We start from the raw sequence: 24472 nt of genomic DNA, 5'->3' as shown, positions 1-24472 counted from the left end.
ACTTATGACAGAACAGAACGGCGATCTCGTCTTTCTGCCCCTGGGCGGAACGGGCGAGATCGGCATGAATCTGAATCTCTATCGCCTTGGGGAAACCTGGCTGGCGATAGATTGCGGTATTGGCTTTAGCGGGAACGATACGCCGGAAGCCGAAATTCTGGTGCCGGACCCGACCTTTATTGCCGAGCGTAAGGATAAGCTCGCAGGGCTCGTGATCACCCATGCGCATGAAGACCATATTGGCGCTGTGGCCCATGTCTGGCCGCTGTTGCAGTGCCCTGTGTATGTGACACCCTTTGCCGGGGCGGTGCTGCGCCGCAAGCTGGGTGAAGCGCGTCTGCTCCAGCAGGTGCCTATCCACGTGATTCCGTGCGGTGGGGACTTCAAGGTCGGGCCGTTTGATCTGGAATTCATCCCCGTGACCCACTCCGTGCCGGAAGCGCAGGCTGTTGTGCTGCGTACGCCCGATGGTGTGATTGTGCATACGGGTGACTGGAAGCTGGACCCGGACCCGCTGGTTGGCCCGCCGACAGACGTCAAACGTCTGAAGGAAGTGGGGGATGAAGGCGTTCTGGCGCTGGTGTGTGACAGCACCAACGTCATGAGTTCCGGCCCCTCCCGCTCGGAAGCGGAAGTGCGTCGCAGCATGACGGACCTGATCAGCGGGCTGAAAGGGCGCATTGCGGTCACCTGCTTTGCCTCTAACGTGGCGCGTGTGGAAACCATTGCCATGGCCGCACAGGCTGCGGGCCGTACTGTGGTTCTGGTTGGCCGTTCCCTGCGCAATCTGGATGTGGCTGCGCGTGAGTGCGGCTATCTGTCCGGTGTGCTGCCGTTCCTGACGGAACAGGACGTGAATGACGTGCCGGATGATCAGATTGTCATGATCATCACCGGAAGTCAGGGTGAGCCACGCTCCGCTCTGTCCCGTATCTCTCTGGATATGCACCCGAATGTCTCCCTCGGTGAGGGCGATACGGTAATTTATTCCAGCCGTATGATTCCGGGGAATGAACGCGCCATTATGGCCGTGCAGGATAACCTGTCCCGCCGCGGTGTGCGCGTGATTACGGATAAAGACGCTTTTGTGCACGTGTCCGGTCACGCCACCGGGGATGATGTCCGCACCATGTATGATCTGGTCCGGCCGAAATATGCCGTGCCTGTGCATGGTGAATGGCGCCACCTGACAGCCCATGCGGCTCTGGCTCAGGAAAAGGATATCGCGCCGATCCTGCTGGAAGATGGCGATATTCTGCGCCTTGCTCCGGGTAAGGTGGAAGTGGTTGATACAGCGCCCAGCGGCCGTCTGGCTCTGGATGCTGGTCGTCTGCTGCCCATGAACGGTGGCGTTCTGGCCGCCCGACGCAAGATGCTGTTCAACGGCGTGGTGATTGCCAGCTTCGCGGTGGATGATGAAGGCTTCGTGATTGGTGAGCCCAAAGTCAGCGCCCCCGGTCTGCTGGACCCGGATGATCTGGAAAGTGTGCGCGTACGCGAAGAGTTCGCGAACGCGATTGACGTCATTCCGGATGAACTGCGGAATGATGACCAGTCCTTCCGCGATGCGGCCAAAACCGCCCTGCGCCGCGCACTGGGCCGTAAATTGCAGAAGCGTCCGCTGGTGGATGTTCACGTTCTGCGCGTCTGAGGCGCAGAACCATCCCCTGCTTCGGGCAGGGTCGATCCGGCGGCTTAAAGGAGGCCCGCATGATGCGGGTTTTCTTTGTCGCCGCACTGTTTTAGAGCAGATAACAGACTAAAATTTCAGAGTGAGGCCGCCCGTGGTCTCACCTGCCAGACAAGGCTGAGTGCATCATGCGTCTTTCGCGTAGTTTTCTTCCCACGCTTAAGGAAAACCCGGCAGAGGCGCAGATCGTCTCGCATCGCCTTATGCTGCGGGCTGGTCTTATCCGGCAGACGGCGTCCGGCATTTACGCATGGCTGCCTGCTGGCCTGAAGGTGCTGCGTAATATCAGCCAGATCGTGCGGGAAGAGCAGGATCGTATTGGTGCGCAGGAAGTGCTGATGCCCACCCTTCAGTCCGCTGATCTGTGGAAGCGGTCTGGCCGCTATGATGCCTATGGCCCGGAAATGCTGCGTATTCAGGACCGCCATAAGCGGGAACTGCTGTACGGGCCGACCAATGAGGAAATGATTACCGACCTGTTCGGGCAGGCAGTGAAGTCCTACAAGGACCTCCCGCAGGTGCTGTACCATATTCAGTGGAAATTCCGTGATGAAGTGCGTCCGCGTTTTGGCGTGATGCGCGGGCGTGAATTCCTGATGAAAGACGCCTACAGCTTTGATCTAGACTATGACTCTGCCGTTGCGACCTACCGCCGGATGCTGCTGGCCTATTTGCGCACGTTCCAGCGTCTGGGCGTGCGGGCCGTGCCGATGCGCGCCGATACCGGCCCGATTGGCGGGGAACTGAGCCACGAATTCCTGATTCTCGCCCCCACGGGGGAAAGCGGCGTGTTTTATGATGCCGCTCTTGAGGAGCAGGACTGGCTGGATGAACCCGTCAATGTGGAAGACCCGAAGGCGCTGGAAGCCTTCTACAGCCGCGTCACCACGCCTTACGCAGCAACCGATGAAATGCACGATACCGCTGCATGGGATGCCGTGCCGGAAGATCGGCGGCGGGAAGGGCGCGGCGTTGAAGTGGGCCATATTTTCCACTTCGGCACCAAATATACCCAGTCCATGGATGTGACCGTCAGCGGCCCGGAGGGCACGCCTGTCTACCCGGAAATGGGGTCCTACGGTATTGGTGTCTCCCGTCTGGCAGGTGCCATTATCGAAGCCAGTCATGATGAAGCCGGGATTATCTGGCCAGATGCCGTAGCACCGTTCCGCGCTGTGATCATCAACCTGAAAGTGGGTGATGAAACCTGTGATGCGCTGTGTGAGCGGATCTACAACACCAACAGCGAAGCCTTTCTGTATGACGACCGGACGGATCGCGCCGGTGCGAAATTCGCGGATGCGGATCTGATGGGGCACCCCTGGCAGATCGTGGTGGGGCCGCGCAGCGCCAAGGAAGGCCGCGTGGAACTCAAGCGTCGCGTGACAGGTGAGCGCAAGGATGTGAGCGTGGAAGACGCTCTGGCTCTGGTTCTGGCAGACTGATGATGTTTGGTCCCTTCGAGCGGGCCGTGGCAGGCCGCTACCTTCGGGCACGGCGCGGAGAACGCTTTGTTTCCGTTATTGCCATTTTCTCGCTTGTGGGGATTGCCCTCGGGGTGGCCACGCTCATCATCGTCATGGCGGTGATGAACGGGTTTCAGGCTGACCTGATGGGCCGCATCCTTGGGCTGAATGGTGATCTGAGCATTTACGGCGCGGGCCGCACGATTTCTCACTATGAGGATGTGGCCGAGCGCGTGCGTAAGGTGCCCGGTGTAATCAGCGCGACCCCGCTTATTGAAGGGCAGGTGCTGCTCAGCGCCGGGTCTTACAGTTCCGGCGGGGTGGTGCATGGCATGACCCGGCAGGGGCTGCTGGACCTGAAAGGTGTCAGTTCCTCTCTGGTTGCGGGCACACTGGATGATTTCGGCAGTGATGATTCGATTGCTATTGGCGTAACGCTTGCAGACCGCGCCGGGCTGTCTATTGGCTCCCGTCTCACGCTGGTCTCACCGAATGGGGCCGCAACGGCCTTTGGCACCGTGCCCCGTGTACGGGCGTACCGGGTTGTCGCCATTTTTGATGCGGGCGTGAACGACTATAATTCCAGCTACGTTTTCCTGCCGATGCATGCGGCGCAGATCTATTTCCAGATGCCGGACAAGGTCACGCAGATTCAGGTCATGGCGAAGGACGAGCAGAACATCCGCCCGGTGACGATGCGGATTGTGAATGCCGTCGGGGAACCGGGCCTGCGTGTGCTGGACTGGACCAACGCCAATAATGCCCTGTTTGGTGCGGTGCAGGTGGAACAGAATGTGATGTTCCTGATCCTGACTCTGATCATCCTTGTGGCTGCCTTTAACGTCATTTCCTCCCTGATCATGATGGTGAAGGACAAGACGGGCGATATTGCCGTGCTACGTACCATCGGGGCCAGCCGCGGGGCCATTATGCGCATCTTCCTGATGTGCGGGGCGTCAGTCGGCGTTACGGGCACCGTGGCCGGTACTCTGCTGGGAGTGGTCTTCTGCAAGAATATCGAGCGTATCCGTCAGGCCTTGCAGAAGCTGACCGGGACCAATCTCTTCAACCCGGAAGTGTATTACCTTGAACATCTTCCGGCCAAGCTGGTCTGGGGGCAGGTTGGTGAAGTGATTCTGATTGCTCTGAGCCTCTCCCTGCTGGCAACGCTATATCCGTCATGGCGTGCGGCAAAAACTGATCCTGTGGAGGCATTGCGCCATGAGTAATGTCGCCCTCAGCCTGCGTGGCGTAAAGAAGACCTACCGGAGCGGGGAAGACGGCGTTCTGCCTGTTTTGCAGGGCGTGGACTTCACCCTGCATGCAGGGGAGATTGTGGCCCTCGTTGCGCCCTCTGGTACAGGCAAATCCACGCTGCTGCATCTGGCTGGCCTGCTGGATACGCCCGATGAAGGTGAGATTGAAATCTGCGGTCAGCGCACGGATGGCTTGCCAGAAGTCGGCCGGACCGTGCTGCGGCGTGACCAGATTGGCTTTGTCTATCAGTTTCATCATCTTCTGGCCGAGTTTACAGCGCGTGAAAACGTGATGCTCCCGCAGATGATTGCAGGCGTGCGGAAGGCGGATGCCCGCCAGAAAGCTGAAAAGCTGCTGGGACTGTTTGGGCTGGGGCATCGGGTGTCTCACCTGCCGGGTAAACTTTCCGGCGGGGAGCAACAGCGGGTGGCCATAGCGCGCGCACTGGCCAACAATCCGGCTGTGCTGCTGGCGGATGAACCGACTGGCAATCTGGACGTGCGGACAGCCGATGCCGTCTTCTCAGAATTGATGTCGGCCGTGCGCGGGCAGGGGCTTGCTGCTCTGGTCGCGACCCATAATGAAGAACTGCTGAGCCGCATGGACCGCGTGGTGACATTGCGGGATGGGCTGATCGTCCCGAGGTAAATACCGTCAGGAATGTCAGCCCGAAATTAGAGAGGGAGCGTGCCTGATCAGGGATTCAGGATCACGCGCTCAATCGCTTTGGTCACGCGGGCAGAGGTTGGCGCGGTCACGCTGGAAAACCACGCTACGGGCGCGCCGGTCCGGTTTGTCAGATATTTATAGAAATTCCAGCGCGGACGGGCCAGAAAACCACATTCCTTGTCCAGCCACCGGAACAGGGGAATAGTCTGCGGACCTTTCACCACAGAGCGCGCTGCCATAGGGAAGCTGACACCATAATTGCGGTGGCAGAAAGAGGCGATTTCCGAGGATGTTCCGGGTTCCTGTGCCCCAAAATTGTTGCTGGGGATGCCGATCACGACCAGACCCATGCTACGGAACTGGTACCACAGGGCTTGCAGGCCTTCATATTGCGGGGTGAAACCGCACTTGGACGCTGTGTTGACAATCAGGACGGGGCGGCCACGGTAGTCCGCCAGATTGATGTCGCCGCCTTCAAGGGCAGGGAGTGTAAAATCATAGATTGTGGTCACGGTCAGACACTCATCTCTCATGTGCGAACAGGGCGCGTTGCAAACCTGTGTAGCGTAAGACAGAAGGCGGTGCGAGTGCGAAGGGGAGATGGGTCTGTAAGGTCTGGTCCGGGGGGAAGCCTGCTGCCCTGTTCCGGGTTCTTGTCAGGCTTCCACCAGAATAGTCTCTGTCAGAGGATCGAGTTCTGATTTTTATTGTTCATTATATTGAACTCGATCCCGTATTTGGAATATGAGGGTAAGGGCCCTCTTTGTCAACAAGGAAAATAAGAAACGACATGTCCAAGCCTCATGACTCCGTGCCCGCCCTGCGCCGCGCCGTGCGTATTCTGGATCTGGTGAAAAGCACGGAGCGGCCCCCGCTTGCCGCGGATATCGCGCGTCAGCTCGACCTGCCGCGCAGCACCGTGCACGGGCTGGTCGCGGTGATGGTCGAGTTGGGGTTGCTGGAAAAGACGGTCACACAAGGGTACCGGCTGGGCGCACGCCTGCTGGACTGGGGCGGCGGGGTGACGGAACAGCGGGATCTGGTGACGGAATTCTACCAGACTCTGGAAAGTGCTTCAGACCTTGCGGCCTTCACGGTCACGCTGACGGTGCTGGAAGATACGGATGTGGTCTATATGGCCTGCCGCAACAGCGCGACGGTGCTCGGGGCGTCTTTCCGCGTCGGGATGCGTCTGCCTGCCATTTTTACGGCCACAGGAAATGCCATGCTGGCCGAGATGGATGATAATGCGTTCCGTGAATGGCTGACCCTGCATCCGGCCTCCACATGGCCCGAACCTCTGACCCCTAACGGGATTCGGTCCGTCACGACGCTGGTGCGTGAAATTGCGGAAATCAGAGAGCGTGGCTACGCGGTGGATGATGAACAGGTGCATGATGGCCTGTGGTGCTTCGGGGCCGGGGTGAAGGACCATTCCGGGCGCATGGTGGCCGGGGTCGGGCTCAGCCTGCCGCAGACGGAGTTGGGGCGCTATGAGGTCAGCCAGCTTGGGCATATGGCTCTGGCGCTGGCACAGGCACTTTCCCGCAGGCTGGGGTATCGTGCTGCACACGCCGATTCTGTCTGATCTCGTTTGAAAAGGAATATTATGCAGCATTCACGTCTGCTGTCCGGTGGGACCGCTTTTCTCAGGTCTCTTGTGCCGGGCCTGTGTGCCGGTTTTCTGCTGGCCGGAGGCTCAGGACCTGCGGCCCGGGCTGAAGGCGTTCTGCCACAGACTCAAGTGCAGTATCGTGTCTATGCGCACGGCTTTAAGGTGATGGATATTCAGGCATCCTATCGCCTGAGTGAGACGCAGTATGGTGTTGCGGCGCATATCAAAACAGGCGGATTTTTCGGCCTGTTCATGAAGACCAATTTGCAGACCAGCGCGCAGGGGCATTTTAACGGGGAGGCCGTCGAGCCCTCAGCCTATGATAGTGTGGGCTGGTCCCGCGGCAGGAATCGGCATGTCTCTCTGACATATCGGGACCAGATGCCCGAAGTCACAACACTCGACCCTGCGGAGACAGACCGCGAGTCTGTGCCGGATGCAGATAAAAAAGGGGCGATTGATACCCTCGCTGTGCTGATGGATCTGCTGCATCAGGTCCGTACGACCCAGAGTTGTGACGGGAAGGCCAAGGTATTCGATGGGATGCGCCTGAGCACGCTCTCCATGCATTCCGGAGGGTTACAGCGGATTCCCTCAGGCGGACCGCTGGAATGGGGGGATGATGCGCTGCGGTGTGATTTTGTGGCGCAGCAGACAGAAGGCTTCAAGTTCAATAGCGAGAACAGCAAGCTCCGGAACCCTCAGCCGGGCCGGGCCTGGTTTGAAAAGGTGGGAGACGCGGGCTTTGTGGCTGTCCGGGTGGAAATTGATCACCCGAAAATGGGCCGCATCACCATCATTCTGGATGGTCCGCCTCAGCAGACGACTTAAACGGAAAAAAGCGTGCGGCGTGCATGCTGAGAGGATTCTCAGCGTATTACGCACAGCACGCTTTTCAGACGTAAAATTCTGCCGCCAGCCCCGGACACTGGAACCGGGGACTGGCTCTCGACGTGGGTATTATTCGACCGTGACGGACTTTGCGAGGTTCCGTGGCTGGTCCACATCCGTGCCTTTCAGCACGGCAACCTCATAGGCCAGCATCTGCACCGGAATGGTTTGCAGGATGGGGGCTACAAAATCATGCACATGAGGCAGCACGACCATTTCTTCCGCAATAGCGGAAACACGGTCTGCGCCTTTTGTATCGGTAAAGACCAGCAGACGACCGCCGCGTGCTTTCGCCTCCTGGAGGTTGGAGAGCGTTTTATCAAATAGCGGCGTGTAGGGAGCGCTGGCAACAATCGGCACAGTGCGGTCAATAAGGGAAATCGGCCCGTGCTTCATCTCGCCAGCTGCGTAGGCTTCCGCATGGATATAGGTGATTTCCTTGAGCTTCAGAGCCCCTTCCATCGCAACGGGGAACATGCTGCCGCGCCCCAGATAGAGCACGTCCCGCGCTTCCACGACAATCTGCGCCATGCGGCGGATTGCAGGGCCTTGCGTGAACACTTCCGCGGCACGGCTTGGCAGATCCAGCAGGGCGGAAACCAGAGCGTCTTCCCCGGCTTCATCCAGCGTGCCACGGGCCCGTGCCGCCGCAATGCTCAGACAAGCCAGAACGGTAAGCTGGGCTGTAAAGGCTTTGGTGGAGGCTACGGATATTTCCGGCCCGGCCACAGTGCCCAGCACAACATCGCTCTCACGCGCCATGGTGCTGTGCTCCACATTGAGCACAGAGAGAATATGGACGGCTTTTTCCCGCAGGCTGCGTAGAGCGGCCAGCGTATCCGCTGTCTCACCGGACTGGGAGATCAGCAGGCCGAGGGAACCTGCCGTCAGCGGCGGGTTGCGGTAGCGCATCTCGCTGGCGACATCGATATCCACCGGCAGGCGGGCAATATCTTCTAGCCAGTAGCGGCCAATCATGCCCGCATAAAACGCTGAACCACAGGCGGTAATGACGGCACGGGGCACGGAGGCCAGATCAAACGGCATTTCTGGCAGCATGACACGGCGGCTGGCCGGGTCCACCATGCGCTGGAGCGTCTGGCCGATCACCAGCGGATGCTCGTGCAGCTCTTTTTCCATATAATGGCGGTAGCCATCTTTCCCGATGGAGCCTGCGGCCAGTGCCGTCGTCTGCTCCTTGCGGGTGACGGGCGTGCCATCAAAGGTGATGAACTCAGCCCCGGCCGGGGTGATCACCACGCAATCTCCGTCTTCCATGTAGGTGATGCGGCGGGTCAGCGGGGCGAGGGCAAGGGAGTCAGAACCCAGGAACATTTCCCCGTCGCCATAACCGACAGCCAGCGGGGCACTATGGCACGCCCCAATCATGAGGCCTTCATGGCCTGCAAAAATCATGGCCACGGCGTAAGCGCCTTCAAGGCGTTTTAACGTGTTAAGGGCTGCTTCCCTCGGCGCGTAACCCTGCGTGAGATAAAAATCCACCATCAGGGCAATGGTTTCGCTGTCCGTTTCCGTCTGGAAAACCTGCCCGACGGCTTCAAGCTCACGCCGTAGTGTTTCAAAATTTTCGATAATGCCATTATGCACAATGGCAACGCGTTCCGTGCCATGCGGATGCGCGTTGCAGGCTGTGGGCGCGCCGTGCGTAGCCCAGCGCGTGTGGCCGATGCCGGTAGTACCTGCCAGCGGATTGTCTTCCAGCAGGCGGCCCAGATTATCCAGCTTACCCGCTGCCCGGCGGCGTTCAACCCGTCCATCCACCAACGTTGCGATCCCCGCGGAGTCATAGCCCCGATATTCCAGCCGGCGCAGACCTTCAAACACAATCGGGGTTGCGTGTCGCAGGCCGACAACGCCGCATATGCCACACATCAGCCGTTTTCCTTTCTGGCCTTCAGGGTTTCCTTGAAGCGTCTGCCCAGTTCAGGCTTGTTCTCCTGCCGGGGGCGGCCAAAGGCCATGGCGTCCTCCGGCACGTCTTTGGTAATCACGCTGCCAGCCGCCACCAGCGCATTGGTGCCGATGCTGACGGGGGCAACCAGAATGGCGTTGGAGCCTACAAAAACGCGGTCCCCAATGGTTGTTTTGTGTTTGAAGAAGCCATCGTAATTGCAGGTGATGGTCCCTGCGCCAATGTTGGAACGCGCGCCGATGGACGCATCTCCCAGATAGGTCAGATGGTTGGCTTTTGCGCCGTCACCCAGCGTGGTGTTTTTCACTTCCACAAAATTGCCGACGCGGGCTCCGGTCCCGATGCTGGTGCCGGCACGCAGGCGGGCATACGGGCCAATAATGGCGTCTTCCTGCACGGTGCAGCCTTCCAGATGGCTGAAGGACCGGATTTCTGCACCGCTTTCCACCGTCACACCCGGACCAAAGACAACATGCGGCTCTACCAGAACGTCAGGTGCGAGTGTTGTGTCGGCACAGAAGAACACCGTCTCCGGCGCAACCAGCGTCACACCGTTTTCCATGGCCTTCTGGCGCAGGCGCGCTTGCAGAGCGGCTTCCGCCTCGGCCAGTTCCATGCGGGAATTGATGCCGCGCAGTTCATCTTCAGCCGCTTCCACAGCATGGACGCGCACGCCATCGGCCACAGCGCAATCCACTACATCTGTCAGGTAGAATTCACCCTTGGCGTTGTCATTTTTCACACTGTGCAGCCAGCGGCGGAAGGTTGCGGCGTCCGCGCACAGCACTCCGGCGTTGCACAGATCTACAGCCCGTTCTTCTGGCGTGGCGTCTGCCCATTCCACAATCCGCTCTACAAGGCCGTCCTGCGCAATCACCCGGCCATAACGGCCCGGTTCTGCCGGGCGCATGGCCAGCAGGGCCAGCCCGACTTCCGGTGCATGGCGCGCTTCCAGCAGGCGTGTGAGGGTTTCAGAGGAAATCAGGGGGTTATCCGCATACAGCACAGCCACATCCCCATCGCCAAAATAGGCTTCTGCCTGCAACGCGGCATGTGCCGTGCCCAGCCGTTCATGCTGGATCACAACCGGGTAGGGTGCGGCGAGTTCCGCCACATCGCCCATTTCCGGGCCGATGACGACGACCAGCCGGTCAAAAACCTCTGATGCACTGGCAATCAGGTGGGCCAGCATGGGCCTGCCTGCCAGACGCTGCATGGCCTTTGGGCGGGAGGATTTCATACGGGTGCCAAGTCCGGCAGCAAGCAGGACGGCAGTGGCGGGACGGGATGCGGAAGGAGACGTCATGATCCCTTTGCGGTAAGCCAAGCTCAGGCAGGTGTCAAACGTCTGGCCGGGGAATAATGTTATGGGTGTATCATAAAACTTTTCGAAAATTTACAGAAGGATAAGAGCGTATGACGCAGTCAGGACTGGCCGTGTTTGATATGGACGGCACCTTGCTGGACTCCCTGCCGGATATTGCCGACTGTGTGCGGGAAATCCTCGCCTCTCATGGTCTGCCTCCGGTTTCGGATGCTGCGGTGCGCGGCATGATTGGCAATGGCGTGTACGCACTGGTGGAGAGCCTGATTCGTCTCACGGATCCAGATGGACGCGCCGGACTGAACGCCGAACAGACCGTGAGCCAGTTTCTCAGCCTTTACACGCCCCGCGCAACACGGCTTTCCCGTCTGTTTCCCGGCACGGAGGAGGCGCTGGAGACATTACGGAAACATGGCTGGACGCTTGCGGTTTGTACAAACAAGCCGGAAGCGGCTGCCCGGCATATTCTTGACGCCTTCAATCTGACTCCGCTGTTTGCCAGCATTGGTGCCGGGGATAGTTTTCCAGCGAGAAAGCCTGACCCGGCGCATCTGCTGGGGACAATCGCGCTGGCCGGAGGGCAGCCCGCCTCTACCGTCATGATTGGAGACATGATGCCCGATCTGCTCGCGGCGCGGGGCAGCAACGTCCGCTCTCTGTTTGCTGCGTGGGGGTATGGTGACCCTGCTTTTACCCGTGAAGCCGATGCAAGTGCCGTGGGTATGGCGGAAGTGCCCGGAAAGGTTATGGCTTTGCTGGGGTAAAAGGCTGCCGGACGCGCCTGCCGTCTATGCAGGGCCGCCGGGTGTGTCAGTCCGTCAGGCTGTCAGCGCGGCAAATCGGCTCAGGACAGCTTCCCCGGCATGGATAAAAGCTTCCTCACTAAAATGGGTCAGCACATAGGTTCGTCCGGCCTGACCCATGTCCGCCAGCCGCTCGGGCTGAGCCAGGGCGATTGCGAGGGCTGTTGCCAGCGCATCCGGGTCTTTTGGAGGGACGGTCCAGCCGGTAACGCCGTTCTGGATGGAATGGGTGAGTTCCCCGACGGCAGAGGCAATCACAGGGAGGCCTGCCTGCATGGCCTCATGCGCCGCCATGCAGAATCCTTCCCAGTGGGAGGGCTGAAGGTAGAGATGTTGTTGTGCCAGAAACGGCCCGGTCTGGTCACAAAAGCCGGGCAGGGAGACGTGGTTCTGCAACCCGTGCTGCCGGATAAGGGCTTCCAGCGCCGGGCGTTCTTCCCCTTCGCCTGCCAGTGTCAGATGGAAAGGGGGAATGCGTCCGGCCTGCCGGAGGCGGGCCAGCGCAAGGCAGAGCGTATCAAAGCCTTTTACGGGATGCAGGCGGCCCAGAGAGCCAAGACGCACAGGCTCTCCCTGTTGCCATGGGCGGGCCTGAGGACCATCGGCGCGGGCATGAAAAATTGGCCAGCACATCAGGCGGTCCGCCGGGATGTGGAGTTGCTGCCGGGTGATATCCGTCACGTACTGCGAATCCCCGACCCAGAGGTAGGAGGCGTTGCGCCTCAGCCGGAGCAAGGTGCCGTTAGGGGGGCGCAGCCGTGCAGAATGTTGCCAGCTTGCGACCGGGATGCCCCGCATCTGCCCGATGATCTGCCCCAGCAGAGTCGCCCGGGTCAGAGATGTCCATAAATGCGTGGGCTGCCAGAGGTCCATCTGGCGTTTCAGCCAGAGCAGGGCCGCCAGATGGTCCTTTCGGCCCCCTTCGCGCACCCGCACCTCCAGCCCGGCATCCTGCATGGGTTTGATGGCTCTGCCATCCCGCCGGGTCAGCGCAAAAACAGCAACCTCATGCCCTGCGTTGCGCAGCACGCGGGTAATGGCAGGCACAGGGAAGGCGGCCCCGCCGCCTTCGGTCGAATTGATAAGGTAAGCAATGCGCATGGCAGATCAGGGGTTCGCTCTGGCGTCCGCGGCAATCAGCTTTTCCGTCAGGTCCAGATCAGCCGGTTTATCAACGTCTACGGCGGCCCGACCGTCTGAAAGCGGAATCAGTTCAGCCGTTGTGCCCGTTAGCGCACCAATGCGGTTGCACAGGGCCGCGCGTGTGAGTTTTTTGCACAGGGCGCGCAGCAAAACGCCGGGGCCAAGGAGCCAGGCTATCCGCAACGGATGTTTGCGGTTTTTTTCAACATGCTGCCAGAGTTCCGCAACCGCTAAGGACGCGGGTGTGTGGAAGAGGAACAGATTGCACCCGGAAAACGCCATATCGGCCAGCCGGATGAAGGTGCGGCGCGTGCCGGGCACATCCCGCAGCACGGCAGCTTCAGGCGCTACGGCCGCCGCGACATCCGTATCAGGGCCGCATTTGTCCAGAAATTCGCTGATCCATGCAGGGCGGAGCAGGGCATTGTCCGCCGTGGTGACAAGCAGGGGGGTGCCCATCTGTGTCAGACCCGCCAGCACACTGGCGCTGGGGCCGTGCGGGCTTGCGGGGAGAATATCAATATCGGGCGGGATTATCCCGGCCAGCACAGCCGGGTTATCAATGCAGACAACAATCCGCCCGATCCCCGGTGTGGCCTGAAGTGCCGAGATCACCCGCAGGATCATCGGCGTGCCGCCTACGGGCAGAATGGCTTTGTGGGAAACACCGGCGGCCTGCGCCATGGGGTCCGGCGCACCGGGGCGCGTGCCTGCCAGAATAAGGGCGGACAGAGGCCCGTGTGCCGTTGTCATGCAGCGTGCTGGGACGTATCGCGCATCAGTTTGGCTTCCGGGCGGGCACCGTCGGGCCGGTCCCGCGGGGGAGAGCCTGTCAGATCCATCACCCACGGAAAACGCTGCGCTTCTTTGACATCATAACCGAGATTGAACACCGTCGGGCTGCGCGGGCGCGCTTTGGCGTCCAGATAGTAGCTGCCAAACACGCGGTCCACCACAAAGCTGGTAATGCCGAAATTACCGTCTTCATCATGGAAGTGGTGCAGAACATGGCGCGCCTTCATACGCTGGATCCATGCGGAGCGCGGCTTGTAGTTCAGATGCTGGATGCAGTGGAAGAATTCATAAATGCAGGTGATGGCTACCCCGGTGCCAAAAGCCGTGGCCGCAGCGCCCCAGCCGCCAATCAGATACCCGATGGGTATGGTGATGACGGCAATGGTCGGCAGGGTGGTGACGGGCGCACCAAACAGAACGTCCAGCAGATGCGGGTCCTGATGGTGGTCAAAATGGATGCGCTTCCACAGCGAGGCCGTCCATTTCATTTTGTAGAGAACGCGCCCGTGCAGCACGTAGCGATGCAGCAGGTACCACGCCAGCGGATACACCAGTATGACGGCCAGAATGGAAACCAGCGTCGGCCCCCACCCGGCAAAAAACCAGGTTGCCGCCGCAACGCTGGCAATAACCAGTGCGAAATATAACAGAATGGTCGGGTAGGTCAGATAAGCGATCCACAACTGGCGGAGGTTCATCTTGCCAAGATCAAAACTCCGGCCCGTGCGGATGGTCGCGTTATTCAGAGTGCCGCTCATTTTGCTTCGTTCCTCAGGAGCGCGGTGACTGCCCCCAGAGTGAAAATAATCAACCCAGGGATGGTCGCAACAGGTGGGGGCAGAAGTCCGGCGTTGCCCATGGCCCGTAACAGCCCTTGCGCGATAATAAACAGCAGGCCAGCCCCGAGACACCAGACCGGGACCCAGCTTCGTGTGCCTGTCCGGGGTGGAATATAGATTACCGGCATGGCAAGCAACAACAATACCATCATGGCGGCCGGGCGCAGGAAGCGTTCCAGCAGGCCAGCCTGAAGGAAGCCGGGACTGGAATCGGACGGCAGCCGCCCGCGCAGCATGCCGATAATGGTGCCGGAGGACAGAGGCGGGTTTTCAGCCGAAAGACGGATAAAGTCCCACGGATGCAGCGTGGTCTGCCATGAGGTATCGTCCTCCACCGGGAGTCTGGCGGTCTTATCCCCATCAACCTGAACACGGCGGATGGTGCGCAACTGCCAGCCATGCGCATGGGTATAATCCGCGCGGTCCGCATGCAGGGCTTCCTGCAGCATGCCATCTGGGGTGTGGGTATAGAGATCAAGCCCCGAGAGCATGTTCCCGCCATCCGCAACATACTTTACATGGCCAATGCGCCCGCCTTCATGGAACCAGAAGGCATGACCGTTTTCCGGGTGCGGGTCCGTCCGGTTCCACCACGCCGCCAGAGCCTGTTCTGACCGGGGGGTGACCTGATCATCCAGCATCACGCCCATCACACCAATCAGCAGCGTGGCTGGCAGAAGCCGCTTGTACAGGCCCCACATGGAAAGGCCCGAGGCCTGAAGAATGGCCATCTCGCTGGCAAGGGTCATCTGGGAGAGCATGACAAGCGCGCCAATCAGCACGCTGAGCGGCAAAGCACCTGCCATCAGGAAGGGCAGCCGCATCCCCGCATAGGTCAGGATACCCGAAATACCCAGATGCCGCTGCAGGATGGGGGTCGTCTGTTCAAGCAGAGCCAGAATTTCCATCAGCCCGACCAGAATGGCGCAGCTGAACAGGACACGGTTGAACAGCACGCCAGAGAGATAGCGCAGCAGAACATGGGTCGGGGCGTGTGATTTTGTTTTCACGGCGCGGCCTTCTGACTGTCGGCCAGTCTGGCGCGTTTTTTGCTCATCCACTGGGCTTTAAGTGTCTGGAATGTGCCGGACTTGTGCAGCAGCAGCAAAGAACTCATCGCGACAAAAATGAGGGCTGGCCCCCAGATAATCAGCAGAGAGGCTTTTTTGGTGGCGACCATACTGTGCCCGAACTGGAGCATGTGATCGAACCCGACCATGATGATAAAAGCCAGCACAAGACCAGCGCTGCTACGCTGCCGCTTGCGCATAATGGCAAGGGCGGCGGCAAGAGCCGGAATAAATGGAATGGTGAGGCTGCGGGCCAGCCGGAAATGCACTTCCGAGCGCATATGCGGGCGGGAGATCGACGGGTCCTGATGCAGCAGTCTGCTGACAAGTTCAGGGGAGGTCAGTTCCCGCTCGTCCTCACCACGCTCACGGAAGGGGGTGATGTGGTTGGCGCGGGTCAGCAGCCGTGTGGCGTGCTCAAAGGTGGTCAGGGTGGGCACGCCTTTGCCGGTGTCGGTCAGGATTGTGCCGTTCTCCAGCGCAATTTCCACGGCGGAACTGTCTGACGCCAGCCGGATATGGCCGTGGCGGGCGGTAATGTCGCGTTCCTGATTGTCCGAGGTATCCCGGATAAACACGCCATGCAGATCGGAGCCGCCCTGCGTCACCTTGTCCGCCACAATGGTCAGGGTAGAGGACGGGCTGGCAAACATGTTGGATTGCAGCCGGGGGGCCCAGCCGGTGTGGCTGGCCATATAAAATGTCGCCCGGAAGTCATAGCGCGCATGGGGCTGCACAAAGCCGTATAGCAGAAAGGTCACGAGACTCAGCGCAGCGCCCAGCAGAATGTAGGGCCGCGTGATGCGTGTCAGAGAAATGCCGCTGCTGGTGATGGCATCAATTTCCTCATTCTGGCTCATGCGCCGGATGATGGAAAACACGCCCACGCAGAGGGCCGCCGGAATGGCCAGCCCCAGATAATGCGGCAGGAGTGTTGTCAGCAGTTCAACAAAAACGCCCAGATGGTTATTGCCCGCGGCCAGCAGGTTGAACAGCACCAGCAGGCGCTCAAGCAGCAAAGCCGCCATCACGACGGACAGGGCGACCATAAAGGGCGGGATAACCTGCGCAATCAGATAGCGGTCCAGAGTGCCTGGAGTGAAGAACGCTTGCAGTCGGCGCAACAGGGGCGTGTTCGGCATGGAAGGTGTCATAGCCGGATTGATGCGGAAAGGCGATGGGGTGTGAACGTGTGCGTGGGGCCATCCCGCATGATGCCATCCGTTCCAAGTTCCCGCCGCAGAACGGTAATTGCCCAGTGCCCGGCCTGCGGATGGACGGCAATGGCGTTCCATCCGGCTGCGGTGTCCGGGCTGCCCGCACTATGCGAGGCGGAGGTCGTGCCGACAACCGGAATTTCCGTGTGCGGAATGCAGGCGAGAGTCGCGCGGTGCGAGTGTCCATGCAGCACCAGTTCGGCGCCTGCATCGCGCAGAACAGACTGCAACAGGTCCATATCGTCCAGCCCCTTCCGGCGGCTGACCAGATTGGCCACCGGGGGGTGATGAATCAGTACGACGCGGCACAATCCGTCCTGCCCTGCCTTAAGAAGGACCGCATGGAGCCGTTCAGCCTGCGCAGCCCCGACTTTGCCGGACGCAAAAAATGGGCGTGTAGGGACGGCGGAGTTCACCCCGATCAGGGCAATATGGTCTTTGACCAGCAGGGACGGGAATGACGTCCCGGTTTTAAGCCAGTCTGTCCACAAAGCCGCTTTTCCGGCCGCGTTCTGGCGGATCAGGGCATCATGGTTGCCGGGCACCAGCAGGGTGGGGGGGAGTGCCTGCTCTTGCATCCATTGCCGGGCGCGCCGGAATTCCGAACGCAGACCAAGATTGGTGAGATCCCCCGTCAGAGCGACCAGTTCCGGTTGAAACCGCCGGATATCGTCCATCACCCGTGCCAGAGGGGCGGCCTTGTGCAGATGGCGGCGTTTTAATGTCCAGGACAGAAGGCTGAGGAGACGTTTGAAGCGAATTTCATCCAGAGCCGGGTATTCCGCCAGTGGCAGATGGGGGTCGGACAGGTGCGCAATCTGAAAAGAGGGCAAGGAAGAAAGTCTCCGGCGCAGGGGGCCTGACAGGACAGTATGTGACAAGTGTGCTGACTCTAATTATACCACCGCCATAAGCCGGGGCAAAAGCGCTGGCACCGTATCTGCAAAAGCAAGAGTTTCCGAGTGCCTGATCGTTTTGCCTTGATTCACAATTCCCGCAGCAGACGCAATCTCAAGGCGGATGGTCGTTATCTGGACTGCGCCCGGCGCATTCTGGGGCCGCTCTTCTTTTCCCCGGACTCTCAGGACGCACTGCATGACGTCATAGAAGATCTGGCGCGGCAGAACGTGGGGTGTCTGGTGATTGACGGAGGGGATGGCACGGTCGGCAATGTGCTGAGTGCGCTCTACGCATCGTCTTACCCTAAAGACAGATTACCCATGATTGCGGTGCTGCCGTCCGGCAATACGAATCTGATTGCCGCGGATGTGGGGTTTGGCCTGCGGGGGGAGGAAGCCCTGCAACGGCTTCAGGACAGGGCTCAGTCCGGTCGTCTGGTGTCAGACGTCAAGCAGCGTCAGCCGCTGGTTGTCTCATGGCCGGGGCAGGACCGTGCCGCGGTTCTGGGTTTTTTCGGCGGCCTTGGCGCTTTTACGCGCGGCATAGAAATTGCCCACTCGCCTGCCATTCTTAAAAATTATGCGCATGATACCGCCGTATTCATCACGCTGGCGGAAACGCTGCGGCAGATTATCACCCCCCGTCTGCGGCAGAGCTGGCTGGACGGCACCCCCGTTGGGTTAAGTCTAAACGGAGGGGACGCAGAGGCTCACAACCGCTTCCTGTTTCTGTGCACCGGCTTGCAATGCCTGCCGCACGGGCTCTGGCCTTTCTGGAGAGCGGAAGGGCTGGCGGATGAAGGCATCAGTTATCTGGACGTCGCGGCCAACCCCCAGAAGCTGCTGCGCGCACTCTGGAGTCTGCTGCGCGGGCGTAGCCCGGCATGGCTGAGGGCCGATCCGTCTTACGTCAGTGGGTCGGTGCAGCGTCTTGTGCTGAACACAGAGCAATCCTTTGTGCTGGATGGTGAGGTTCTGGAAACAGGCCCCGCACATAGTCTGGAAATTTCCGCAGGACCGATTCTCTCTTTCCTACAGGCATAAAATGGCCAAGCAGCAGCGTCCTGAAGAACCTCTGTCCGGCCAGCAGGCCAGCGCAGTCCGGTTCCTCGATGAACAGATCCTGCGTGAGCTGACAACGCGCGTCAGCCCCGCCGTTCTGGATTTTGTGGAGCAGATGGTCGGCACGGCCGAGCCGCTCGGCGTGCTGTTCTACGGCTCCGGTCTGCGGGGCGGCATACAGGATGATACGCTGCTCGATTTTTATGTGATTGTTAAAAAACAGTCTGACTGGCCACGCGGGCGGCTGGCCTGCCTCGCGAATGCGCTTTTGCCCCCCAATGTCGAATATCATGAACTGACTGTTAAGGGACGGCCTTTACGCGCCAAGGTTGCCATTCTGTCCCTTGCCCAGTTCCGCAGACTGACCGGCTTCAGCGCTATGGACACAACGGTCTGGGCCCGTTTTTCTCAGCCTGTGCGGCTGGTCTGGCAACGGGACGCCGCTGCGGCCCAGACATTACGCCGCTGCGTCATGCGCGCCACCGTGACCGCCGCCCGCTGGACAGCCTTTCTCGGGCCGGAAAAAGGGCAGCGTGAGGATTTCTGGAATGCGCTTTATCGCCAGACTTATCAGACAGAGCTTCGGGTAGAAAAGGCGGGGCGCGGTGCCGGGATCGTCGCCAGCTATCAGGAACGATATAGGGATCTGCTGCTGCCGTGCTGGCAGGCTGCGGGACTGGGTTACGAAACGGACGGGGGGGAAGTCCGGCCGCGTCTCTCTTCCGCCCAGAAATTCCGGGAAGAGCAGGCGTGGCAGGTGCGGCGCAGAATGGGGCGTCCGCTCAACATCCTGCGGCTGATCAAGGCGGCTTATACCTTTACAGGCGGTGCCCGCTATGCCGCGTGGAAAATCGAGCGACATAGCGGGATCAGGGTGCCGCTGACACCCTTTGCAGAAAAGCACCCCCTGCTGGCCGCGCCGCCCTTGCTCTGGCGGTTGTGGCGCAAGGGGGCGTTTAAACGCCCTTAGGCGGCTGCCGGAAGTGCTTTGGCGTCCAGAGCGGCCTGCTTAAAGATCTCAATTGCTTTATCAATCTGCTCAGCCGTGTGTGTTGCCATGACAGAGCAGCGCAGCAGCGGGCGAGAGTCTGGTGTAGCAGGCGGCAGGCTGAGATTGACGTAAACCCCAAGGTCCAGCAGGCGGTTCCACATAACAATGGCCTGCCCGATTTCTTCCAGCGTGACGGCAATCACCGGGCTGACCTGCTTGCTGGCATTCAGGCCAAGTCCGTGGAACCCGGCATGTAGCCGTGCCGCGTTGTCCTTCAGCTGCGTGCGCAGTTCCGGGTGTTCAGCCATATCTTCAAGCGCTGCCATGGTCGCGGCAATGACTTCCGGCGGCAGGGATGCGGTGAACATATACGGGCGGCAGTTCAGCCGGACCAGTTCCAGTTCCGGATGATCGGAGACGCAATATCCGCCAACCGTGCCGAGGCTCTTGGAGAAGGTGCCGACAATAAAGTCCACATCCGCTTCCACCCCGGCCTGTTCTGCAATGCCCAGACCGCGTTCGCCCATCACCCCGAAGGAGTGGGCTTCATCCACCAGCAGATAGGCTCCGGTTTCACGCTTGACGGCGACCATCTCGGCAATCGGCGGGACGTTGCCGGTCATGGAATAAATACCTTCCACAACAATCAGCTTGGCACCCGGCGTACCGTCCAGACGCTTCAGGCGTTTATAGAGATCATCCGCATCATTATGCCGGAAGCGGATAACCTGCGCGGGGCTCAGGCGGCTGCCATCATAAATGCTGGCGTGGCTGTCTGCGTCCAGAATCAGATAGTCGTCCTTGCCGGCCAGCGTGGAGATCATGCCCAGATTGGCCTGATACCCGGTGGAGAAAACCATGGCGTCACGGCGGCCAAAATAATCGGCAATGCGACGTTCAAGCTGCCGGTGGAGGGACTGCGTGCCGTTGGCAATGCGGGAGCCGGTTGTGCCGACACCACAGGTCGCGGCGGCGTCCTGCGCAGCCTTGATGGCGCGTGGGGACTGGCTTAGCCCCAGATAGTTGTTCGTGCCAAAAAGCAGGGTCTCACGGCCTTCGATAATGCCAACCGTGGAAGAAACCGGCTTTTCAATGACGACAGAAAACGGGTTGCGTCCGCCTGCTTCTAGCAGAGACCCAAGGGCTCCGGCCGTGCCGTCAAATTTTGAAAAAAGAGACGTCATGCGCGCTCAGCCTTTGTTTTTCAGATCAACCACGCAGGCGGCAAGGTCGTTAATGGTCCGGATATCAGCCAGCTTGTCGAGCGGCACGGACACATCCATGCTGTCTTCCACTTCCATGACAAAATTCATGACAGCCAGAGAATCAAAAGCCAGATCGTCCATGATCTTGCAGTTACCGTCGATGTCGCGCGGCACTTTCGGATTGGCGAGAAGTTTCTGGATGATCAGCGCAGAAACGCTTTCAACAGTTTCGCTCATTTTAAAATCCTTAATTTCCCGCCTTAGCAGGCAGAAGCTGCTTCAGGTTGCGGTTCAAACATGCCGGTCTGGAACATCTTGCGGGCTTTGGCGCGTGTCAGTTTACCGGATGAGGTTTGCGGCAGGGCATGCGGCGGCACAAGAACCACGGAAACATCCACGCCATGCAGGCGCCGGAACAGGCTGGTGGCTTCGGCCTGCAGGGCTTCACGCGCTTCCGGGGACGTTGCGCGGCACTGGATAAGCGCCACAATTTCCTCATGGTCTCCTTTTTCCATGGAGAACACGGCAACATCGCGGCTGCGCAGGGTCGGGATATGGCTTTCGGCCGACCATTCCAGATCCTGCGGCCAGATATTCCGGCCATTGATGATAATCAGATCTTTGGCACGGCCTGTGACCACAATCTGACCATTCAGCATGTAACCAAGGTCACCTGTGTTCAGCCAGCCATCCTGATCCAGCACCTGTGCCGTATCGGCGGGCTTGCGGAAGTAGCCATTCATCAGGCTCGGGCCACGGACAAAAATCGTACCGGTCTGGCGGTCTTCCAGAACACGTCCTTCCGGGTCACGCACTTCCATCTCATGCCCGGGCAGAACTCTGCCGCAGACAACAAAGGTTCTGGTGGGGGTGGAAGGATCAGTTGCCGCACGCGCCACCCCTTCGCTTTCCAGCGCCGGGAGATCAATCGTATCGGTTTCAATACCAGTATCAAGCGGCACAAAGCTGATGGCCAGAGTGGCTTCCGCCATGCCGTAACTGGCGACAAAGGCTTTGGGGTTAAAGCCAACAGCTTCAAACCGCTCAGAAAATTCTTTGAGGATATGCGGGCGGATCATATCGCCGCCAATCCCGGCGACACGCCAGCAGGACAGGTCCAGTTCGGCGGAGGCGGGGCGGCGTGCGCAGAGTTCGTATCCGAAAGACGGGCTGTAAGCGATTGTCCCGCGGTTGCGGCTGATCAGGTCCAGCCAGACATGGGGCCTGCGGGCAAATTCACGGGTCGGGAGCAGATCAACCGTTAACTGGCAGGTCATGGGTGTCAGGAAGAACCCGACCAGTCCCATGTCATGATAAAGTGGGAGCCAGGAGACGCAGCGGTCGCCGGTTTCATGCACGCACAGGCCATCATGCGCGATGGCGGCCACATTTGCCATGCCAGAACGCTGGCTGACGCACACACCCATCGGGGAGCGGGTGCTGCCGGACGAGAACTGAAGGTAGGACAAAGCTTCCGGATGAATGGTTGGCAGAACCATATCCGGCACCGGGCGTTCCATCAGTTCAGTGGGGGAGCCAGCAAAAGCCAGTCCCATGCCGCTGACGATATCGTCCGTCCAGCCTTCAATAATCTGCGGAATAATCACCGCGCTGGCCCCTGCGCTGGTAATCATACCGCGCAGCGTGGTCAGATAAGTCTCTTTCCCGGCAAAGGCGACGGGCAGGGGCAGGGGGGCTGCAACCAGACCAGCATACTGGCAGCCAAAGAAGATACGGGCAAAGTCACCATCGCTTTCCGCGACAATCGCTACGCGATCGCCCGGCTGCAGGCCCATTCCAAGAAGGCGCAGCCCGGTTTCAATCGCCTGCTCACGCAGTTTGCGATACGGCAGGGCTTCCAGCAGAACGCCTTTGCCGGAATAGATATTAAAGCCAGCCTCACCCTGTGCCGCATAGTCCAGCGCTTCGGGGAATGTTGCAAAATCGCCATAACGGCGCTGCTGACCAGAACCGGTGGGAACCGGTTGCAGAGCCTCTTCGTTAGAAGGTGAAGATGCAGGATTTAAAACGTTCATCAGCTGGCCATTCGAAGAAAATCAACAATTGCGTCGGCCCCTACCGGCGCGGTTGGTTCGTCTCCCGTGAGATCGAACGTGTCGCGTATATAGTCTTTTTGGAGATTTACGAAAGCATGATGTGAAGAAAATGCGGCATCAATGTCTTCCGAGAACGTCTCAAGCTGGTTCAGAACAGGGCCTAAAGTCCAGAACCGATAGTTCTCATCCCCTTGCCAGGCAACGTCATGTGCGTTCAGGAAAACACACGGACGAGGGTGGATTAAAAATTCTGCAATCTGGGAACTGGCGTCGCCCAGATAGAGGTCCGCAGCAGAGGTATAGGTCATATCAATGCTGCGGGTGCTGCCAGTATCGACAATCATGTGGGGGTGGCCGCCAAAAGCACGCTTTAGCTGAGCAGCCTCAGTCCGCCGGTTATCGAACAGCCGGTAATGGGGGGCAAAGATCAGGTTGTAGCGATCCTGATTGGCAAAATGACTTAGGATATTCAGACCCATATTGGGCCAGGACGAAAGGCGGGCATTAAAATGCGGGTTATAAAGAATGGTCGGCCGGTTGTTATTAAAGAGGCGTGAGCTCGTGCTGCGCATCCGGCGCACCATGTCGAACTTTGCGTAGACACCCGTATGATAATGGCCGGGCCGGATGGCGCCCTGAGCCAGAAGGCGTTGCTCAACCTTCTTGCCCGCCATCAGAACGTAGTCAAAGTTTTTGACATCCCGCGCAAAGCCAATGGCCCGGTCACCCGCCCCGTGGCGGGTCCAGATCAGGCGGGGATGACGGACGCCAAGCTTCCTTAAATAGAGTGAGGTACGCTCCGGGACGACGATGCCCTGAAACGTAGAGAAATATTTCTTGTTGAAGAAAAGGCTCGCAAAGCGGGAAAAAACGGTGTGCCCGTGCCGTTCAACGCGCTCCCGGATCAGGTTCGGGAGGTGCAGAAGCTCGAAGCTGGCGCGCGATTCCGGATAGTAGGAGGCGAGGGACTGCGCATAATCCAGATGTGCCTGTGTGGCGCAGGCAATGTGGACTTCTGCCTCAGGGTGTCTGCTGGCAATTTCCATTGCAATCGGCAGAGAATGCAAGGTTTGGTGCGGCTGTGCGATGTAAGGGAAAAGAACGCGCATCAGTAGAATAACACCTCTTGAGTTGAGGCATGATCCGCCGTGTCTGCTTGCATCATCGGGTGCCTCATCAGCCTGTTTCTATGCGGCAGGATAACCTGCTCACATGCACAAATCGTGGCAGCCTCAATATAGTCAAGGCCGCCCGGAGCGGGGCTGAGCCGCCATCACAGGTTTTTCGTGATCACACAAGCGCGGAGATCAGCGTGCGCGAGACCCTCAAACGGCCTCATCTAATATGCGCCTCATATGCAAGGGGCAGGGTGGTGGGTTTGTGTGGCTGAGGGTGGCAAGGCTCAGCATCTCAGGTGCTCAAAGTATGATTGCTGTCATCTGAGCCGACCTTTTGCGGATGTCGGAGGGGTGGAGCAGGTCCATCAGCTTACTCAGGCAACAGCAGTTATGCCGCTAACGCATTGAGAACTGGCGGGGAACTGGGG

Annotated in this window: 22 protein-coding genes; 9 read left to right on the top strand and 13 right to left on the bottom strand. The window is 59.5% G+C overall.

Annotation, left to right across the window (positions count from 1 at the left end; genetic code table 11):
• The first annotated feature begins 4 nt into the window (after positions 1 to 4).
• From KP699_RS03660 to KP699_RS03645, 4 genes are all read left to right on the top strand, one after another.
• Positions 5 to 1651, top strand: a complete 1647-nt coding sequence (locus KP699_RS03660; protein ID WP_025826991.1) for a ribonuclease J — start codon at positions 5 to 7, stop codon at positions 1649 to 1651.
• A gap of 167 nt (positions 1652 to 1818) precedes the next feature.
• Positions 1819 to 3135, top strand: coding sequence for a proline--tRNA ligase (gene proS / locus KP699_RS03655; RefSeq protein WP_215761666.1), 1317 nt, complete (start codon positions 1819 to 1821; stop codon positions 3133 to 3135).
• Positions 3136 to 3137: 2 nt separating this feature from the next.
• Positions 3138 to 4385, top strand: a complete 1248-nt coding sequence (locus KP699_RS03650; protein ID WP_215761746.1) for a lipoprotein-releasing ABC transporter permease subunit — start codon at positions 3138 to 3140, stop codon at positions 4383 to 4385.
• Complete coding sequence (locus KP699_RS03645) at positions 4378 to 5061, top strand: ABC transporter ATP-binding protein (protein ID WP_215761665.1); 684 nt, start codon at positions 4378 to 4380, stop codon at positions 5059 to 5061. Before KP699_RS03650 ends, KP699_RS03645 begins: the two co-directional genes overlap by 8 nt.
• Before the next feature lie 47 nt (positions 5062 to 5108).
• On the opposite strand, the gene KP699_RS03640 is transcribed toward KP699_RS03645, so the two are convergent.
• A complete protein-coding gene (locus tag KP699_RS03640) occupies positions 5109 to 5594 on the bottom strand; it encodes a glutathione peroxidase (protein ID WP_308164831.1) in 486 nt (161 codons plus the stop codon).
• Positions 5595 to 5872: 278 nt separating this feature from the next.
• Here KP699_RS03640 and KP699_RS03635 point away from each other — a divergent pair, with 278 nt between their 5' ends.
• Positions 5873 to 6670, top strand: coding sequence for an IclR family transcriptional regulator (locus tag KP699_RS03635; protein WP_025826985.1), 798 nt, complete (start codon positions 5873 to 5875; stop codon positions 6668 to 6670).
• A gap of 21 nt (positions 6671 to 6691) precedes the next feature.
• Positions 6692 to 7528 carry a DUF3108 domain-containing protein gene (locus KP699_RS03630; RefSeq protein ID WP_215761663.1) on the top strand — a complete coding sequence of 279 codons (837 nt, stop codon included), beginning with the start codon at positions 6692 to 6694 and terminating at the stop codon, positions 7526 to 7528.
• 129 nt (positions 7529 to 7657) lie between these two features.
• On the opposite strand, the gene glmS is transcribed toward KP699_RS03630, so the two are convergent.
• Both glmS and glmU read right to left on the bottom strand, forming a co-directional pair.
• Positions 7658 to 9481 (bottom strand): glutamine--fructose-6-phosphate transaminase (isomerizing), encoded by a 1824-nt coding sequence (glmS, locus tag KP699_RS03625; protein ID WP_077931469.1) that lies wholly within the window; start codon positions 9479 to 9481, stop codon positions 7658 to 7660.
• Complete coding sequence (gene glmU, locus KP699_RS03620; protein ID WP_215761662.1) at positions 9481 to 10827, bottom strand: bifunctional UDP-N-acetylglucosamine diphosphorylase/glucosamine-1-phosphate N-acetyltransferase GlmU; 1347 nt, start codon at positions 10825 to 10827, stop codon at positions 9481 to 9483. The genes glmS and glmU overlap by 1 nt, the downstream gene beginning before the upstream one ends.
• A gap of 110 nt (positions 10828 to 10937) precedes the next feature.
• Between glmU and KP699_RS03615 the strand changes: the two genes are divergently transcribed.
• Positions 10938 to 11609 carry an HAD family hydrolase gene (locus tag KP699_RS03615; RefSeq protein ID WP_215761661.1) on the top strand — a complete coding sequence of 224 codons (672 nt, stop codon included), beginning with the start codon at positions 10938 to 10940 and terminating at the stop codon, positions 11607 to 11609.
• Positions 11610 to 11663: 54 nt separating this feature from the next.
• Here KP699_RS03615 and KP699_RS03610 read toward each other — a convergent pair whose 3' ends face one another.
• Genes KP699_RS03610 through KP699_RS03585 form a run of 6 tightly spaced genes read right to left on the bottom strand, consistent with a single transcriptional unit; the run spans position 11664 to position 17545 of the window.
• Entirely contained in the window at positions 11664 to 12749 is a 1086-nt protein-coding gene (locus KP699_RS03610) for a glycosyltransferase family 4 protein (protein WP_215761660.1), read from the bottom strand.
• A 6-nt stretch (positions 12750 to 12755) separates the two neighbouring features.
• Positions 12756 to 13544 (bottom strand): nucleotidyltransferase family protein, encoded by a 789-nt coding sequence (locus KP699_RS03605; RefSeq protein WP_215761659.1) that lies wholly within the window; start codon positions 13542 to 13544, stop codon positions 12756 to 12758.
• Complete coding sequence (locus KP699_RS03600; protein WP_025826977.1) at positions 13541 to 14344, bottom strand: sterol desaturase family protein; 804 nt, start codon at positions 14342 to 14344, stop codon at positions 13541 to 13543. Before KP699_RS03600 ends, KP699_RS03605 begins: the two co-directional genes overlap by 4 nt.
• A complete protein-coding gene (locus tag KP699_RS03595; protein ID WP_215761658.1) occupies positions 14341 to 15435 on the bottom strand; it encodes an LptF/LptG family permease in 1095 nt (364 codons plus the stop codon). The genes KP699_RS03600 and KP699_RS03595 overlap by 4 nt, the downstream gene beginning before the upstream one ends.
• Complete coding sequence (locus tag KP699_RS03590) at positions 15432 to 16649, bottom strand: LptF/LptG family permease (protein ID WP_025826973.1); 1218 nt, start codon at positions 16647 to 16649, stop codon at positions 15432 to 15434. The genes KP699_RS03595 and KP699_RS03590 overlap by 4 nt, the downstream gene beginning before the upstream one ends.
• Positions 16646 to 17545 (bottom strand): metallophosphoesterase, encoded by a 900-nt coding sequence (locus KP699_RS03585; protein WP_252346775.1) that lies wholly within the window; start codon positions 17543 to 17545, stop codon positions 16646 to 16648. The genes KP699_RS03590 and KP699_RS03585 overlap by 4 nt, the downstream gene beginning before the upstream one ends.
• Before the next feature lie 129 nt (positions 17546 to 17674).
• Between KP699_RS03585 and KP699_RS03580 the strand changes: the two genes are divergently transcribed.
• Positions 17675 to 18655, top strand: coding sequence for a diacylglycerol kinase family protein (locus KP699_RS03580; RefSeq protein WP_215761657.1), 981 nt, complete (start codon positions 17675 to 17677; stop codon positions 18653 to 18655).
• A gap of 1 nt (position 18656) precedes the next feature.
• Positions 18657 to 19643 carry a hypothetical protein gene (locus KP699_RS03575; protein WP_252346774.1) on the top strand — a complete coding sequence of 329 codons (987 nt, stop codon included), beginning with the start codon at positions 18657 to 18659 and terminating at the stop codon, positions 19641 to 19643.
• On the opposite strand, the gene spt is transcribed toward KP699_RS03575, so the two are convergent.
• The 4 genes from spt to KP699_RS03555 are packed head-to-tail and all read right to left on the bottom strand — an operon-like array spanning position 19640 to position 24035.
• The gene (gene spt / locus KP699_RS03570) at positions 19640 to 20848 is read right to left on the bottom strand and encodes a serine palmitoyltransferase (RefSeq protein WP_215761656.1); all 1209 of its coding nucleotides are present in this window, start codon (positions 20846 to 20848) and stop codon (positions 19640 to 19642) included. The two genes, KP699_RS03575 and spt, sit on opposite strands and share 4 nt — an antisense overlap.
• A 6-nt stretch (positions 20849 to 20854) precedes the next feature.
• A complete protein-coding gene (locus tag KP699_RS03565) occupies positions 20855 to 21106 on the bottom strand; it encodes an acyl carrier protein (protein ID WP_025826965.1) in 252 nt (83 codons plus the stop codon).
• Between the two features lie 23 nt (positions 21107 to 21129).
• Entirely contained in the window at positions 21130 to 22905 is a 1776-nt protein-coding gene (locus KP699_RS03560; RefSeq protein ID WP_025826964.1) for a fatty acyl-AMP ligase, read from the bottom strand.
• On the bottom strand, positions 22905 to 24035 hold the full coding sequence (locus KP699_RS03555; protein WP_215761655.1) for a sensor domain-containing protein: 1131 nt from the start codon (positions 24033 to 24035) through the stop codon (positions 22905 to 22907). Before KP699_RS03555 ends, KP699_RS03560 begins: the two co-directional genes overlap by 1 nt.
• Positions 24036 to 24472: the final 437 nt, after the last annotated feature.

Origin of the sequence: Acetobacter sp. P1H12_c (assembly GCF_018811975.1) — a bacterium.
GTDB lineage: Bacteria > Pseudomonadota > Alphaproteobacteria > Acetobacterales > Acetobacteraceae > Acetobacter > Acetobacter persici.
The sequence above is the reverse complement of the archived record's forward strand: the minus strand, read 5'-3'. Positions and strand labels throughout refer to the sequence as shown.

Excerpts from the sequence above, each read along its gene's own strand:
- KP699_RS03660 (WP_025826991.1), top strand. The coding sequence starts at position 5 with ATGACAGAACAGAACGGCGATCTCGTCTTTCTGCCCCTGGGCGGAACG.
- proS (WP_215761666.1), top strand. The coding sequence starts at position 1,819 with ATGCGTCTTTCGCGTAGTTTTCTTCCCACGCTTAAGGAAAACCCGGCA.
- KP699_RS03650 (WP_215761746.1), top strand. The coding sequence starts at position 3,138 with ATGTTTGGTCCCTTCGAGCGGGCCGTGGCAGGCCGCTACCTTCGGGCA.
- KP699_RS03645 (WP_215761665.1), top strand. The coding sequence starts at position 4,378 with ATGAGTAATGTCGCCCTCAGCCTGCGTGGCGTAAAGAAGACCTACCGG.
- KP699_RS03635 (WP_025826985.1), top strand. The coding sequence starts at position 5,873 with ATGTCCAAGCCTCATGACTCCGTGCCCGCCCTGCGCCGCGCCGTGCGT.
- KP699_RS03630 (WP_215761663.1), top strand. The coding sequence starts at position 6,692 with ATGCAGCATTCACGTCTGCTGTCCGGTGGGACCGCTTTTCTCAGGTCT.
- glmS (WP_077931469.1), bottom strand. The coding sequence starts at position 9,481 with ATGTGTGGCATATGCGGCGTTGTCGGCCTGCGACACGCAACCCCGATT.
- glmU (WP_215761662.1), bottom strand. The coding sequence starts at position 10,827 with ATGACGTCTCCTTCCGCATCCCGTCCCGCCACTGCCGTCCTGCTTGCT.
- KP699_RS03615 (WP_215761661.1), top strand. The coding sequence starts at position 10,938 with ATGACGCAGTCAGGACTGGCCGTGTTTGATATGGACGGCACCTTGCTG.
- KP699_RS03610 (WP_215761660.1), bottom strand. The coding sequence starts at position 12,749 with ATGCGCATTGCTTACCTTATCAATTCGACCGAAGGCGGCGGGGCCGCC.
- KP699_RS03605 (WP_215761659.1), bottom strand. The coding sequence starts at position 13,544 with ATGACAACGGCACACGGGCCTCTGTCCGCCCTTATTCTGGCAGGCACG.
- KP699_RS03600 (WP_025826977.1), bottom strand. The coding sequence starts at position 14,344 with ATGAGCGGCACTCTGAATAACGCGACCATCCGCACGGGCCGGAGTTTT.
- KP699_RS03590 (WP_025826973.1), bottom strand. The coding sequence starts at position 16,649 with ATGACACCTTCCATGCCGAACACGCCCCTGTTGCGCCGACTGCAAGCG.
- KP699_RS03575 (WP_252346774.1), top strand. The coding sequence starts at position 18,657 with ATGGCCAAGCAGCAGCGTCCTGAAGAACCTCTGTCCGGCCAGCAGGCC.
- spt (WP_215761656.1), bottom strand. The coding sequence starts at position 20,848 with ATGACGTCTCTTTTTTCAAAATTTGACGGCACGGCCGGAGCCCTTGGG.
- KP699_RS03565 (WP_025826965.1), bottom strand. The coding sequence starts at position 21,106 with ATGAGCGAAACTGTTGAAAGCGTTTCTGCGCTGATCATCCAGAAACTT.
- KP699_RS03560 (WP_025826964.1), bottom strand. The coding sequence starts at position 22,905 with ATGAACGTTTTAAATCCTGCATCTTCACCTTCTAACGAAGAGGCTCTG.
- KP699_RS03555 (WP_215761655.1), bottom strand. The coding sequence starts at position 24,035 with ATGCGCGTTCTTTTCCCTTACATCGCACAGCCGCACCAAACCTTGCAT.